10 protein-coding genes and 1 riboswitch are annotated in these 14,453 nt (G+C 57.8%); of the genes, 7 read left to right on the top strand and 3 right to left on the bottom strand.

From position 1 onward, the window contains the following. Positions 1 to 38: 38 nt before the first annotated feature. The 3 genes from EC9_RS23925 to EC9_RS23915 all read right to left on the bottom strand — a co-directional run bounded on the left by EC9_RS23925 (position 39) and on the right by EC9_RS23915 (position 3,764). Positions 39 to 1,169, bottom strand: coding sequence for a Gfo/Idh/MocA family protein (locus EC9_RS23925; protein WP_145123393.1), 1,131 nt, complete (start codon positions 1,167 to 1,169; stop codon positions 39 to 41). A gap of 155 nt (positions 1,170 to 1,324) precedes the next feature. After that, entirely contained in the window at positions 1,325 to 2,344 is a 1,020-nt protein-coding gene (locus EC9_RS23920; RefSeq protein ID WP_218934389.1) for a sugar phosphate isomerase/epimerase family protein, read from the bottom strand. A gap of 163 nt (positions 2,345 to 2,507) precedes the next feature. Continuing rightward, positions 2,508 to 3,764 carry a cupin domain-containing protein gene (locus tag EC9_RS23915; RefSeq protein WP_145348542.1) on the bottom strand — a complete coding sequence of 419 codons (1,257 nt, stop codon included), beginning with the start codon at positions 3,762 to 3,764 and terminating at the stop codon, positions 2,508 to 2,510. A gap of 192 nt (positions 3,765 to 3,956) precedes the next feature. On the opposite strand from EC9_RS23915, the gene EC9_RS23910 reads away from it, so the two are divergent. The 7 genes from EC9_RS23910 (at position 3,957) to EC9_RS23880 (ending at position 14,399) form a co-directional block, all read left to right on the top strand. Continuing rightward, positions 3,957 to 5,123 (top strand): aldose 1-epimerase family protein, encoded by a 1,167-nt coding sequence (locus EC9_RS23910; RefSeq protein ID WP_145348541.1) that lies wholly within the window; start codon positions 3,957 to 3,959, stop codon positions 5,121 to 5,123. A gap of 149 nt (positions 5,124 to 5,272) precedes the next feature. After that, a complete protein-coding gene (locus EC9_RS23905) occupies positions 5,273 to 7,648 on the top strand; it encodes a DUF4159 domain-containing protein (RefSeq protein ID WP_218934388.1) in 2,376 nt (791 codons plus the stop codon). A 65-nt stretch (positions 7,649 to 7,713) separates the two neighbouring features. Next, positions 7,714 to 9,648, top strand: a complete 1,935-nt coding sequence (gene hemE, locus EC9_RS23900) for a uroporphyrinogen decarboxylase (protein ID WP_145348539.1) — start codon at positions 7,714 to 7,716, stop codon at positions 9,646 to 9,648. 447 nt (positions 9,649 to 10,095) lie between these two features. Next, positions 10,096 to 10,169: riboswitch (cyclic di-GMP riboswitch) on the top strand. 159 nt (positions 10,170 to 10,328) lie between these two features. Continuing rightward, entirely contained in the window at positions 10,329 to 10,499 is a 171-nt protein-coding gene (locus tag EC9_RS23895; RefSeq protein ID WP_145101603.1) for a Flp family type IVb pilin, read from the top strand. A 300-nt stretch (positions 10,500 to 10,799) separates the two neighbouring features. Beyond that, positions 10,800 to 11,363 carry an A24 family peptidase gene (locus tag EC9_RS23890; RefSeq protein ID WP_145348538.1) on the top strand — a complete coding sequence of 188 codons (564 nt, stop codon included), beginning with the start codon at positions 10,800 to 10,802 and terminating at the stop codon, positions 11,361 to 11,363. Between the two features lie 394 nt (positions 11,364 to 11,757). After that, positions 11,758 to 12,816, top strand: a complete 1,059-nt coding sequence (gene cpaB, locus EC9_RS23885; protein ID WP_145348537.1) for a Flp pilus assembly protein CpaB — start codon at positions 11,758 to 11,760, stop codon at positions 12,814 to 12,816. Between the two features lie 83 nt (positions 12,817 to 12,899). After that, on the top strand, positions 12,900 to 14,399 hold the full coding sequence (locus EC9_RS23880; protein ID WP_145348536.1) for a type II and III secretion system protein family protein: 1,500 nt from the start codon (positions 12,900 to 12,902) through the stop codon (positions 14,397 to 14,399). Positions 14,400 to 14,453: the final 54 nt, after the last annotated feature.

Here is a 14,453-nt window from a genome sequence, read left to right as displayed (position 1 = left end):
GAAGCCTCGACTCCAGCCGCCTCGCAAACGCAGCTCGATTAGACGTCCATCCAGGCGCGTTCTTTGGCGCTCTTGAGGACTGCATCGCAGACCTTTTGCGTTTCCAAGGCGTCGCGGAACGATGGGTGAACCGGCTTTCCTTCGTCGAGACTCTTCAAGAAGTCGGCGACTTGGTGGATGAAGCTGTGCTCGTATCCGATGTTCAAGCCGGGAACCCACCAGTTGCCCATGTAGGGTTGGTCGCCATCGGATACGTGAACGTCGCGCCAGCCGCGGACGATCCCGTCGTCGGCGTAGTTGAAGTATTGCAGGCGATGCAGGTCGTGCAGATCCCAGGCCAGGCTGCCGTGTTCGCCGTTGATCTCCAGCGTGTTGAGCGCCTTGTGGCCGCGGGCGTATCGCGTCGATTCGAACAGACCGAGGGAGCCGTTCTCGAAGTGGCAATGGAACATGCAGGCATCGTCGATCGTGACAGGTTCCTTCTTGCCGGTTTCGGCATGCATGCGTTCCTTGACAAAGGTCTCGGTCATCGCCGAGACGTCTTTGATGTTGCCGTTGAGCCAGATCGCTGTATCGATGCAGTGAGCCAGCAAGTCGCCGGTCACGCCGCTGCCGGCCGCTTCGGCATCTAGGCGCCAGGTCGCTGCGCCACCTTGAGGGACGTCGGCGTTGATCGTCCAGTCTTGCAAGAAGTTCGCGCGGTAATGGAAGATCTTGCCCAAGCGACCTTCATCGATGATCTGCTTGGCCAACGAAACCGCGGGGACGCGGCGGTAGTTGTACCAGACCATGTTCGGCACGCCCGCTTTCTCGACCGCTTCGCACATCGCTTCCCCTTCGGCGACATCGATCGCCAACGGCTTCTCGCACAGAACCGCCTTGCCCGCTTCGGCGGCGGCGATCGAGATCTCTTTGTGCAAGTTGTTTGGCACGCAGATGTCGACGGCGTCGATGTCGTCGCGCTTCAGCAATTCACGCCAGTCGGTTTCGATCGATTCGTAGCCCCAGTTGTCGGCAAACTCTTGGGCCTTTTCCGCGTTGCGAGCACACAGCGCCTTGAGGACCGGTTTGTGGCCAAGCTTAAAGAAGTGGTTCGCTTGGGCGTAGCCGTTGGTGTGCGCCTTGCCCATGAAACCGTAACCGATCATTCCGATGTTGACGTTTTTCATGTTGGTGGTGTCTCGTTTATGAAGTGTTGTGAGGGTCTATTCAATGCCGATCGGCTGCCAATCGTCGCCTGCCGCGATGGTCGCCTTTCGCTCCGCGAAAGTGCGTCGACCACCGCTCTTTCGCGGAGCAAAAGGCGACTTGCAGCCCGAGGGGGTTACACCAAGCTGGCGTTGGCGTCGCGAACCTTGATCATTGTGTCGAGGATCGTGTTCCAAGTCTTGGGATCTTCCAGCGTCGCGTTGGGGAACATGCAGCCGTCCCAGCAGATGTGTTGGATGCCACGCGACGAAGCGTCTTTGAGCCAGTAGCTGGCGCAACGGACGATGTCCAATTTGCCGTTGGGATCATCCGCCGGGCAGTGCTTGCCCGTCTTGTCGTGCGACCCGGCACCGTGGACTTCGCCATCGTTCTGGGCGACGTGGAAATCGATCGTCCAAGGACGCAGTTTGTCGGTCATCTTCTCATACGCTGCGTAGAACTCTTCGTCGCTGTAGCCCGGTTGCAGCAGCGCGTGTTCGGCGGCGTTGTAGCCCATCAGGTACAGATACGTGTGAGCCAGGTCGGCTTGGAAACCGAGACTCTCTGGCATCCCAACCGCTTCGAGAAGGTCTAACATGTCCTTCCAGCTGTGCATGCCGGCCCAGCAGATCTCGCCTTCGGCAGCCAGACGCTGGCCGTGATCGGCGGCGATCTTGGCAGCTTCTTTGAAGGTCGCTGCGATTTGAGCGGTATTGGCCGACGGGTTCTCTTTCCACTTTTCGACGCCGAATTCGGCACTGTCGATGCGGATCACGCCGTATTTGCGAACGCCATGGTTATCGAAGATGCCAGCGACGCGGCAGGCCATCTTGACTGCCGAAAGGAACTTTTCGCGTTGTTCGGCGGTTCCCATCGCGGAATCGCCGATCGTGCCGGGCCATACGGGGGCGACCAGCGAACCGACGGCAAAGCCTTTGCTTTGGATCAGGTCGGCGATCTGACGCAGTTCGTCGTCGCTCGCTTCAGGGTTGGTGTGAGGCAGGAACAGGAAATAATCGATGCCATCGAACTTCTGACCGTTAACTTCGGCAGCGGCTGTCAGGTCGAGCATCTTTTCCAGACTGATCGGCGGCTCTTGTCCCTCGTCGGTCCCTTTGCCAACCAGTCCGGGCCACATCGCGTTGTGTAGTTTCATCGTTGTTCCTGTTCCGTGCTTTGTACTTGCTTTGGTGTGTGGGCAACGACCCACATTGGTTCTGTTGGGTTATTGTAGCGAGATGCTAAGAGGCCGTTCGACGATTGCCGAGGCCAGCCGAAATCCTTTGACTTCGGCTGGCGGCAAGCCGAGGTGCGGCGTGCTATTTCGATCCGCCGTGCAGTGGCAGGTTCGGATGCACATCGGGACCGAAGTACCGCAGACCGACAAGCGGTTCGCTGCCGGTGTTTTCGATCACAACGCCGGCGTTGGCGGCTTCGTACGAGATGAAGATCTCGTCTTCAGTGTTTTCGCCGAAGCGAATCGAAGCGGGGGTCTGCAGATTCAAGCTGCCCATCTTCCCCTTGCCCTGCATCGTGATCCAGCTGCTAGCGCCCGGTTCTTGCAGCGTGCACTTCTTGCCCGGTTGAATCGTCAGCTCTTTCGCGCTGAACAATTGCTTGCTGTCGACGCGGCCGTAAACGATCCACAGATCTTCGTACCCGTCGCCGCTGCGATCGGTGTCGACGATCGGTTCCAGGTAGTTCGATTCCTTGAAGTGGGTGTCGACGTTCTTTTCCCAGTCGAGCTGACCGATGATGAAGTCGAGGTCTTGGTGCTTGTCTTCGGGCATGTCCTTGACCAGCAGCGACCACGGCACGTAGCGGCCTTCGACGATCGATTGGAACATGCCAAAGACGTCGCTGCCCCACTGCGGTTCATAGGTGCACAACGATCCGGGAGCGTGCAGGACGCCCGGCGGGATCAACCAACCGGTGCCGCGCTTCAGGCGATGGGCACGCGAGAGGTCGAGGATTCCGTTGTCCCCTTCGTTCCAATTTTCCAAGCACTTGCGAACTTGGTCCTTGGTGGTGCCTGGTTCGAGGCCCATGAAGGTGTAGGCAAAGTTGTTGTCGACGTTGTTCAATTGTGGCGGGAAATAATAGCTCTCGGGCTTACCTTCCTGGCCGACCAGTTCCGCATCTTCTTGGCTCTGGTGCATGTGGTGCGGGATCGGGCCCATGTTGTCGAAGAACTTGCTGTAGACTGGCCAGCGATCGTACTTCGCGAACATGTCTTTACCGATCAAGCGGTCGCCCGCTTCGGCAACGGCATCTTTGAGCAGGAACTTTTGCCCTTCGTGCAGGCAGAAACTGAGTCCTTCGTGCCAGACGCGTCCCTCGTTGGCCGCTTCGGTCGTGCTGCCGAACCAGCGTTCATCGATGCCACCGCGATCGGCGCCGAAGCGATAATAATCGCTCGGGTGCAGCTTGATCCGGCGCCCCGGTTGAAGGAAGGATCGAGGCACCCAAGTGGGCGTTAAACGCAGCAGGCCACCCCCTGCGTTCATTGCCGAATCCAAGATTGATGCGACGTTGTCCGATTTGACCAATCCTTCGTCGAGGCTTATTTGAGGCATTTTTCGTGGTGTCCTAATGAGATAACCTGTTGATATTCCGCCGGTGACCCATCCAAAAAGGCGGTCAGAACGGCGCACGATGTTTTATTCGGCATCGACGCCTGAAACAAGTCAGTGTCGGCGATTCGATCATTCGCGGTGCAACAAAAGATCGACAAAAACTCACCCCCCACACCTGCTCGAGGCCCCCATATGGCAACCAATTTCAAAAATCCCGCAGCCCCCCGCACGCTCCCCGCGATCGATTGGCATCCGCCGCGCGAAGGCTGCTTGGCCGCGATGGAGTCGGCCGAGGGGCAAATCACCCTGAAGTACGGCACGATCGCCAGCGGTCGTGGGGCGGGGATCGAGGTGGTGCAGATCGATACCGGACCGATGCAGGTGACCCTGTTGCCGACCCGCGGGATGGCGATTTGGCAAGTGATTTGCGACGGAATCCCCTTCAAATGGAACTCCCCGGTCGATGGCCCCGTCCACCCGTCGCTGGTTCCGGTCCACGATCCGGGCGGGATCGGATGGCTGGAAGGATTTGATGAATTGCTGGTCCGATGCGGTTTGGTCAGCAATGGAGCTCCCGAATTCGAGGAATCGGGGCGGTTGCGGTACCCGCTGCACGGCCGGATCGCCAACACGCCGGCAGAGCGGGTGTGGGCTGAGGAGATCGAGGGGCGATGTGTCGTCGCGGGGGAGGCGCACGAAAAGCGGCTGTTTTTCAATAACTTAATACTGACGACGCGGATCTCCGTCGCTCCTGGCGGTCGCGAGATCGAGATCGAAGACACGATCACCAATCGCGGCTCGCAGGCTGCCGAAACCCAGATGCTGTATCATATTAATGTCGGGGCTCCGGTACTGGAGGAGGGGGCGAAGTTGTTGCTAGCTTACGAAGAGCTATCGCCGCGGAACGCTCACGCCGCTAGCGACATCCCGACCTGGGATCGGTATCCCGGCCCGAAGTCGGGATATCAGGAACAGGTGCATCTGTTCCGAGTGAAGTCCGACGCATCCGGATCGACCGCGATGATGCTGCAATCCCCCGGCGGCCGGCAAGGCTTTGGCCTTTCTTACGATACGACCACCCTGCCCTATTTCATCGTTTGGAAGAACACAGCGGCGCACGAAGACGGTTACGTCACGGGGCTCGAACCTGCGACCAATTTCCCCAATCCCCGCAGCTTCGAAGCGGAACGCGGCCGCGTGGCGACGATTCCCGCCGGCGGAAGCATCACCCACCGGGTGAATTTGCACCCATTGGTTGGTCAGCTAAACGTTGACGCCTTCGCCGCAAAGGTCCACGCCCTGCAAGGCGACGGTTCGGCGACGGTGCATGAGCAGCCGAAGCCCGACTGGGCGTCTTGAGCCTCTCGGATGGGTCGCGCTGCGAGGCAACGAACCGCAGAGATGCCCGCGCCGAATGATTGCAGGGCTCTCACCAGCCTATCGCGCACCCCCGCGGTGCGGATAAGTTATTGGAGGGTGAAATGTGACGTCGTCACGCCCGTCACACGGTGCAAGAAGAAACTGTCTATCCAATGAACCGGTTCCGCTGCACGTCGATGATCCGCTTGGTTGTCTTGGTTTGTGTCGCGTCGAGTTGGGCATCCGCGGCGTCGGCTCAGGTCACCGCCGAGGCGGTGCAGCACGCGATCGATCGGGGCGTTGCGTTTTTGAAGAAACAGCAGTCGGCGGAGACCGGCGGTTGGCAGGAGTATACGAATCAGAGCTGCGGGCTGTCGGCGCTCTGTACGCTGGCGTTGCTCAATTGTGGCTTGGATCACAACGATCCGACGATCGCTCGCGCGTTGGACTACTTGCGTCAATGCGAACCGAAGCGGACCTATTCGATCTCGCTGCAGACGATGGTTTTTTGCCAGGCGCGGCAGGCCCGCGATCTGGCGACGATCCGGACCAACGTGCGGCTGCTGGAAGATTTGATGATCCGCCGCGACGACGGCCCCATGCAACCGGGCGGATGGCCGTATCAGACAGGGCAAGGAAACGGCGATCCCTCCAATTCGCAGTTCGCGTTGCTGGCGCTAAGCGCTGCGGAGGAACGGGGCGTGGCGGTTTCGAAGGAGGTGTTTGAGATCGCCGAAGATTATTGGCTGCGTCGCCAACAGCGTCAGGGCGGCTGGACCTATTCCTCCACCGCGAAAGGGGCTCCGGCGAGCGGAAGCATGACGTGTGCCGGGATCGCATCGCTGGTGATCACTCGCGGGCGATCGGGCAAGAGCCAGGCGAGGATCGAAAAGGGGATGATCCAGTGCTGCGGTGCCGACATCGAGGAGCGGGATCCGATCCAAGCGGGCTTGGACTGGTTGGGGAAGAATTTTCTTGTGTCGGCGAATCCAGGAGTGCGGGTGCATGGGCTGTATTATCTGTATGCGTTGGAACGCGTCGGTCGTTTGACCGGGCATCGATTGATCGGCGGGCACGATTGGTATCGCGAAGGGGCCGAATATCTGCTGAAGCGTCAGGATGGTTTCGAAGGCTTTTGGCGCGGTGTGGGACACGACGACAGTATTCCCACGATCGGCACGTCGTTCGCGCTGCTGTTCCTCGCCAAGGGAAAGCGGCAGGTGGTGATCAGCCGCTTGCAGCACGGTGTGGCATCCGATTGGAACTGGCATCCCGACGCGCTGCGGCAATTGACGCATCATGTGGAACGCAAGTGGCAGCAGGATCTGACTTGGCAAACGGTGCAGCTGGCTGGTGCGTCGGTCGAGGAACTGCTGAAGTCGCCGATCTTATTTATAAGCGGCAGCGGACCGTTGGTGACGACGGCACAACAACGCGAAACACTGAAGCAATATGTCGAGCAAGGTGGCTTCATCTTCGCGCAAGCAACCGCGGCTAGCGGATGCCAGCCGAGTCGCGAGTTCGAACAATCGCTGCGGCAGTTGGTCGAGGAGTTGTTCGATGCGCCGTTGGAGAAGCTGCCTGTCGATCATCCGATCTGGAATGCCGAATATCGTTTGAAGCCGACCAAGATGCCGGACAACTTCTGGTTGTATGGCGTTCAGGCGTGCTGCCGGACCAGCATCGTCTACAGCCCCGTTTCGCTCGCCTGTTTGTGGGAGTTGAGCGATCCAACGGGGCGCCGCGAATTGCCGGAGCGTTGGAAGCCGGCGATCGAAACGGCGGCGCACTTGGGGCAAAACGTGATCGCTTATGCGACCGGGCGCCGGTTGCGGGACAAGCTGGACGGACAGACTGTCTTGGTGCCGGATACCGATCTGGAGGTGTCGCCGCGGAATACGTTGATCGTTCCTCAATTGGAGATCGGCGCCGGGGGGGACGAAGCGCCGCGGGCGCTGCCGAATTTGATGGAATGGATGCGGCGGCAGGTTTCGACCGAGATCGCCAGCCCGGCGGAGATGGCTGGCTTCGATGCCAAGACGCTGCAGGATTACAGCATCGTCTTTATGCACGGTCGCTACAGTTTCACGCTGACCGAATCCCAGCGGAATGTGCTCCGCGATTTCTTGACCGGCGGCGGGACGATTTTTGCGGGGGCGATCTGCGGCAACGACGAATTCACTCAGTCGTTCCGCCGCGAGATGCAGCTTGTGTTGCCGGGCGTTCCGCTGTCGCCATTGGCTGCCGATCACGAGGCGTTTACGTCGCGGTTCCGCGGATTCAACCTATCGTCGGTGACGCTGCGGAAGCCGGTCGAAGGGGAGTCGGGGATTGTGGTCAGCGAGAAGGTCGGCGCGCCGTTGATCGAAGTGATGCGGCAGGACGATCGCGATTGCGTCTTCTTCTCTCCGTTTGATCTCAGTTGCGCTCTAGAAAATCAGGGCGGGATTCAGTGCGCGGGCTACGACACGGTGGACGCGGCCAAGATCGGAATTAATCTGATCCTCTATGCAATGCTGCAGTAACGGGGTAAGACAAACTGGATTGTCCCCCACCGAATCGTGAAATACCACCGGAAAGCGAAACTCCCATGACGGATCGAAAACCAGATTTTGGCGGACTGCGCGTTGCAGCACTCGAGAGCCGTCGGGCGGACGATCTGACGCGGATGATCGAAAAGCATGGTGGCGTTGCGTTTGTAAGTCCCTCGATGCGCGAGGTGCCGATCGAACCAAATCGCGATGCTATCGATTTTGCCTACAAGGTGATGACGGGGCAGATCGGCGTCGTGATCTTGATGACCGGCGTTGGTTTCCGGCATCTGTTGCGGGCGACGGAGAAGCATCTGGACAACCAGAAGTTTCTGGATTCTCTGTCGGACATCGTGACCGTTTGTCGTGGTCCCAAGCCGGTCGCGGCGATGAAAGAGGTGGGGCTGAAGCCGACGCATCGGGTTCCCGAGCCGAACACGTGGCGGGAGCTGTTGACGACGCTCGACCAAAACGTCTCGCTGGTCAATCAGAATGTCGGACTGCAGGAATACGGCGTCACGAACACCAGTTTGATCGCGGGCTTGGAAGCGCGGGGAGCGACGGTTTTTCCGGTTCGTCCGTATGCGTGGGATTTCCCGGAAGACCAGACCTTGCTGCGGCAGAACGTGCGCGCGTTGGCGTCGGGGCAGCGCGATGTGGTGATGTTCACAAGTGCTCATCAAGCGGTGAACCTGCTGCGCTGTGCCGAAGAGATGAAATTGGTCAACGAATTGCGGCAGGGGCTGAAGCGGATGGTGGTTGCGTCGATTGGCCCGACGACCAGCCAGATGCTGGAGGAGTCGGAGATTCGTGTCGATCTGGAACCTGAGCATCCCAAGATGGGACATCTCGTTGTCGACACCGCTCGCCGAGCGGGCGAGATCCATACCAATCGGCATACCATTCAGATGATGCCAATACACGATGAGTTACCGATGAACGCAGCAGAGACGACTGGACCGGCGTGGCAGCAGAGCTTGTTTTTGAAAGCTTGCCGAGGGGAACCAACCGAGCGGACACCGATTTGGTTGATGCGTCAAGCCGGCCGCTACATGGCCGAATATCGCGAGGTCCGGGCTAAGACCAGCTTCCTGGATCTGTGCAAAAATCCGCAGCTGTGCAGCGAAGTGATGTGCACCGCTGTCGACAAGTTGGGGGTCGACGCGGCGATCATCTTCTCCGATCTGTTGCCGATCCTGGAACCACTCGGCTTCGACCTGGAGTTCGTCAAGGGAGACGGCCCGGTGATCCACAATCCGATTCGCGGCGGGGCGCAAGTCGACCGCGTGAAGGAGTTGGACGAACCGGGCAGCTTGCAGTTCGTCTACGACACCGTTCGGCAAACGCGAGCCGACATGCCCGACGAGATCCCAGTGATCGGGTTCTCGGGTTCCCCTTTCACCTTGGCCAGTTATGCGATCGAGGGGGGCGGCAGCCGCGCCTACACCAACACCAAGCAATTGATGTACACCGATCCTGGGGCTTGGAATGCGTTGATGAGCCGGTTGTCGCGAGCGATCGTGCTCTATTTGAACGAACAGATCGCCGCCGGAGCCAACTGTGTTCAATTGTTCGACAGCTGGGTCGGTTGCCTGTCGACCAACGATTACAAGCAGTTCGTGTTGCCACACATGCGACACATCTTCGAAGGAGTCGACCCGAGCGTACCGGTGATCAACTTCGGAACCGGCAATCCGATGCTGTTGCCGTTGATGCGAGGCGATCGGCGGACGGTCGTCGGCGTCGATTGGCGGATCGATCTGGATGCCGCCTGGAAGATGATCGGTGCCGACCGGCCGGTGCAAGGCAATCTGGAGCCCGCCGTTTTGTTGGGAACGCCCGAATTGATCAAAGAGCGGGCGGCGATGGTGCTGCAGCAAGCGGGCGGGCGGCCTGGCCATATCTTTAACCTTGGCCACGGTGTGTTCCAACAGACGCCTGTCGAAAACGTGATCGCGTTGGTCGAGATGGTCAAAGAGCTGAGCGCGGTTTAAATCGGCCGGCGGCAGCCACAATTTCTGAACAGCCAGGATGGGAAACCTCGGCTGTTTTCGGCCGTTCTATCGGCAGCATCGTTACAGCTGGAACGATGCGAGGGGAATTCTATTGTGCGATCGATGCTCCGATCGCCAAGATTGCTTATGGATCGTTAGGCCAACGATCAGCAAATGTCCCTATTATTGCTTGATTCCATCGCACGGGCGTGTCGGTTCTGACGGTTGTGCGGGCCAGGTAGGGCGTTTCGGGGCTCGGTTGCGGGTATCCGCAGAGTTGCTGGTCGGTCGGTGCGTTGATTGTCGGGACTTGCCCTCGCCAATTACCTGATCGTTTCTTTTTGACTGAGCCGAATTGTGTCGTACTTTCCCTGTAGAGCGAATCGGATCGATTCGTTGCTGGGACTCGGTGCTGAAGCACAGAGATCACCCAGCCGGCCAACGCTCCCTTGAAAAAGGCAAACCGTTCGAAAGGACGGGGCGCAAAGTTACGGGTCCTTTGGGATTGCCGGACTGCCAATGGCGCAGAGGGTAAGTCAGCAGGCGATGCTTGTTGATTGTCCTGCCCCACTGCTACCTATGGTGTTAGGAGATTGAGGCTGCAGAGGATTGCACCGCGGTGGTGCGACCAACTGTTTGTTTCCAGTAACTCACGTTACTACCTGGTAGGGGAAGACACGATGAAGAAGTTCACCGAAAAAGTAGTTAATTTCTTGAAGGAAGAAGACGGACCAACCGCGGTTGAGTACGCCGTCATGATGGCATTGATCATCGTTGTGTGCTTGAGCACCGTTAAGACGATCGGAACCAAGGCGAACAGCCAGTTCACCAAGATCGCCAACAACCTGTAATTGTCTGCTGGGTCTTCCCAGCGTGATGACGAGTTGATTCGTCGGAGCGCACGGCGGCCGGATTGTGGCCGCCGTGTGTACCCGGCGATTTTTCAAATTGAAAACAAAACACTATGAACTATCCACTGCTGCCGGTCGACGCCGCCCAACATGCATGGCAAATCGCGTGCTATGCCATCACGATCGTGATGGCCATGTTCAGCTGGTTATCCCTGGGACGTTAACGCGCTGAGAACGCCGAGACGTTGGGCATTGCGATAGCAAAAGAAGAAATCGATTCCGGGGGGAAAAGAGAACAAGATGGATACAAATACATTAATCGAATCGGCGATGTACAACTGGCACGTATGGCTGGTTGCTGTCGTGATGATCGTCGCCGCGGTGATCGATGGCATGATCCTAAAAGTGCCAAACTGGTTGACCTATCCGTTTATCATCTCGGGTTGGGTCTACGCCGCGATGGCCAGCGGTTGGAACGGGCTGGGGTACAGCCTGTTGGGCACGTTTGTTGGCATGATGCTGTTGTTGGTCGTGCGTGCCGTGGGTGGCATGGGGGCCGGCGATGTGAAACTGTTGGCTGGTTTGGGCGCCTGGATGGGAGCTTCGACCGCGTGGTGGGCCTTTGTTTGGACCACCGTCGTCGGCGGGATCATCGCTGTGATCATGATCGCCATGAGTGGTAACTGGTTCAAGCATTATGCGATGTTCCATCAGATCATTCAGGAGTTCGTCACGATCCGCAATCCAGAGAAGCTGGCGGCGATCGCGAGAGAGCGGAAGCCGACGATGAAATTGCTTCCGTACGGAATTCCGATGGCCATCGGATCCATTTTGTATTTTGCCTACGCTGGGATGTTCGTTTAGACGAAGTGCTAGCAAAGTCAGTCTGCGTTGGTTTGGTCGGCTGGGTCGTCTTTGATGGCTGCAGCTGATCGTTTGGAGAGGTTGTACGGGATTTACCGATCTTACCTTTTGTCCCAAATATTTGACTGGCAGAGATTGAACCAAGGTAGTTGATAGGGTTGCAACGGGTATGTGCGATGTACCAAGCGATTGGTTTGCACGACTCGATTGGAAAATGCTGTAGCGAACCCACTCGAACTGCCAATTGTGTAGACACTGGACGCGATAGTGCGTCGGGTGGATTCGAACGCTGTGATGCGTTCGTTTGGGATAAATTTAAACGTAATCGGGTTCTGGGCCAGGACGGCATTGTGACTCGTGCGGCTTGTCAGCCACGCTCAAGGCGTCCAATATCATGCGAAACAAATCTGTCATACTGCTCGCAATCGCGTTGGGTTGCGGAATGATTGCGTCGGTTGGAATCAGCCAAGTCGTGATGAGCGGCAGCGAGTCGCAGCCGACCAAGATGGTTGAAATCCTTGTTGCGTCGATGGACATTCCGGCCAATTCGAAGATTGCCGCCGACAACATCATGTTGGAAAAATGGCCTGCCGGGAAAACGCCCGATGGGGCGATCACCGATGTCGCGGCGATAGAAAGCAAATACGCCAAGCAGCATATCTATGCGGGCGAAGCCATTTTGAAACAGAAAGTCGTCGACGCGACCGAGCGGGCGACGGTTGGAATTCCACCGGGACATACGGTGGTGACCTACAACATCGGCAGCGATCCAGGAATCGCCAATCTGATCGAACCGGGGGATCGGATCAACGTGATCGGGTTCTTCGAGAAGAGCGACATCGTGCCCGAGACGACGCACCGCGATGTCTTTCGCAACGTGCGGATCTTCGCCGTCGATGGCCGCACCGGTCGCGAGACGGATGAGAAGGCGAAGAAGGGGGCGGTTAGTTCGATCTTGTTGCTGATCAAGCAAGAGGACGAGCGGGTTTGGAACTGGGCAAAGAAGGTTGGCGCGTTGCAACTGACGTTGGGGAATCCGAATGAACCGGTTAATCCGAACGCGCCCAATGCTGCTGGCCAAGAATTCATGAAATGGCTCGATGACTACGCCGAAGAACGCCGACTTGATCAAACAGACACCAAGATTGCCGAGGTGGAAGTGAAGAAGCCAGGTGGCGAGATCATTAAGATGTTGACCCCCAAAGGCTATCGTTTGTTCCGCTGGAACAAGGGAACTCAGACGATGGAATTGATTCAAGAGCAGGCAGCAAACGACGCCCAGTTGGGTGCAAATGCTGCGGCAACAGACGATACAGTGGGTACGACCCCTGACGCGAGTGCTGGCGTCCCCGGTGCGGATATCCGACTTCCAGCGGATAGTGACATTCCGCAATTCAATACGGGAAGCAGCCCTCCGGGGAATGAAGCATTTCGAATTAATCGAGCGCGTTAGCAGACAGACGATGGATCGTTTGTGAGCTGGCAGGCTGTAGAAGTAATTGTTCGTTAGAGAACCTATCGCAAGGATGCGCAGGTATGTTCAAGCAGACCATGGCGGGCTTTAAGCCCTCCCATATCGTGATGATCGTTGCATGTGTTGTTGGAAACGGCACACCTGCACTTGCGCAATCAACCGATGCGTACGCCGCTTCTTCGCGAGCGTCTTCCTCTGCGGTAACCTATTCCGTCTCGCAGCCGACGCAGCGGTTGGAGATGATTGTCAATTCGAGCCGGATCTTGAAGCTGGACAAGGTGGTCCCGCGTTTTCAGGTTCAGAACGAAGAGATTCTGATCGCCAATCCGGTCGCTCCAAACCAAGTGCAAATCTCGGCTCAGGCCGCCGGCGTCACTCAGTTGAATCTGTGGGACGTCGACGACACGTTGTACACTGTCGACGTGATTATCACGGGAGACTCGCGAGAGCTGAGCACGGTCATGCAAGCTCAGTTCCCTTATGCCAGCCTGCGGATTACGCCGCTGCCAACCGGTGCGGTGATCGACGGCACGGTGACCGACACCGACGATGTCGATCGTGTGATCGCGGTTGCCGAGCAGTTTTATCCCAAGGTGGTCAACAACATTAAGGTTGTCGGAGTGCAAACGATTTTGTTGCACACCAAAGTCATGGAGGTCTCGCGGACCAAGCTTCGCGATCTGGGACTCGATTGGGGTTCGACCAACTCGACCAACCTGTTCGCCTTTGGAATCAACGGCACCGTCGATGCTTTGGGCTCTTCGATCGGCAACATTGTCGGGACGGGGGCGCCAAACGCACGGGTCGGTTTGATCCGCAGCGGTAATTCGCTGGACTTTTTGATCCGAGCGTTGCAACAGAACAACTGTGCCAAGATCTTGGCCGAACCAACCGTCGTCGCGACTCATGGGCGTCCGAGTCGGTTTATCGTCGGTGGACGTTTCCCAATCATCTCGCCTGATGGTCAGGGGGGATCGACGGTGACGTTTGAAGAATTTGGTACCAGCGTCGACTTCCTGCCGTTTTTGGTGGGCCCGGGGCGGGTCCGATTGGAAATTCGCCCGGAGGTCAGCGAACGCGACGATGCCAACGGCGTCAACTTGAACGGGTTCACCGTCCCCGCGATTCGGCAACGTTATGTTGAAACCGCTGTCGAAATGCAAGCCGGACAAACTTATGCGATCGCCGGTCTGCTGCAGACCCGAACCGAAACGATCTCGACCGGTCCTCCGTTTCTCGTCTCGGTGCCATGGATCGGAACCTTGTTCCGCCACGTGGAGTCGGTCGAAAACGAAATCGAATTGTTGGTCACCGTGACGCCTGAATTGGCGGATGCGATGGATCCTCACGAAGTCATGCCGGGCGGACCAGGGATCGATACGACGGTGCCATCGGACACTGAATTGTACTTTAAAGGCTACATCGAAGTGCCACGCGTCGACTGCATCAACGAGAGTGGTTGCATGCAGGATGCCGTGTACGAACCGGTTGCACCACCGGTGCAACAAACGCTTCCCGTTCAACAAAGCAGCACCTACACCAACCCAGCGCCACAACAGTGATTTCGATTGATTGGTTCCACATGTTGGCAGATCGCTGCGGCATGTATCGCGTTC

The organism is Rosistilla ulvae (genome assembly GCF_007741475.1).
In the GTDB taxonomy this organism is placed as follows: Bacteria; Planctomycetota; Planctomycetia; order Pirellulales; family Pirellulaceae; genus Rosistilla; species Rosistilla ulvae.
The sequence above is the reverse complement of the archived record's forward strand: the minus strand, read 5'-3'. Positions and strand labels throughout refer to the sequence as shown.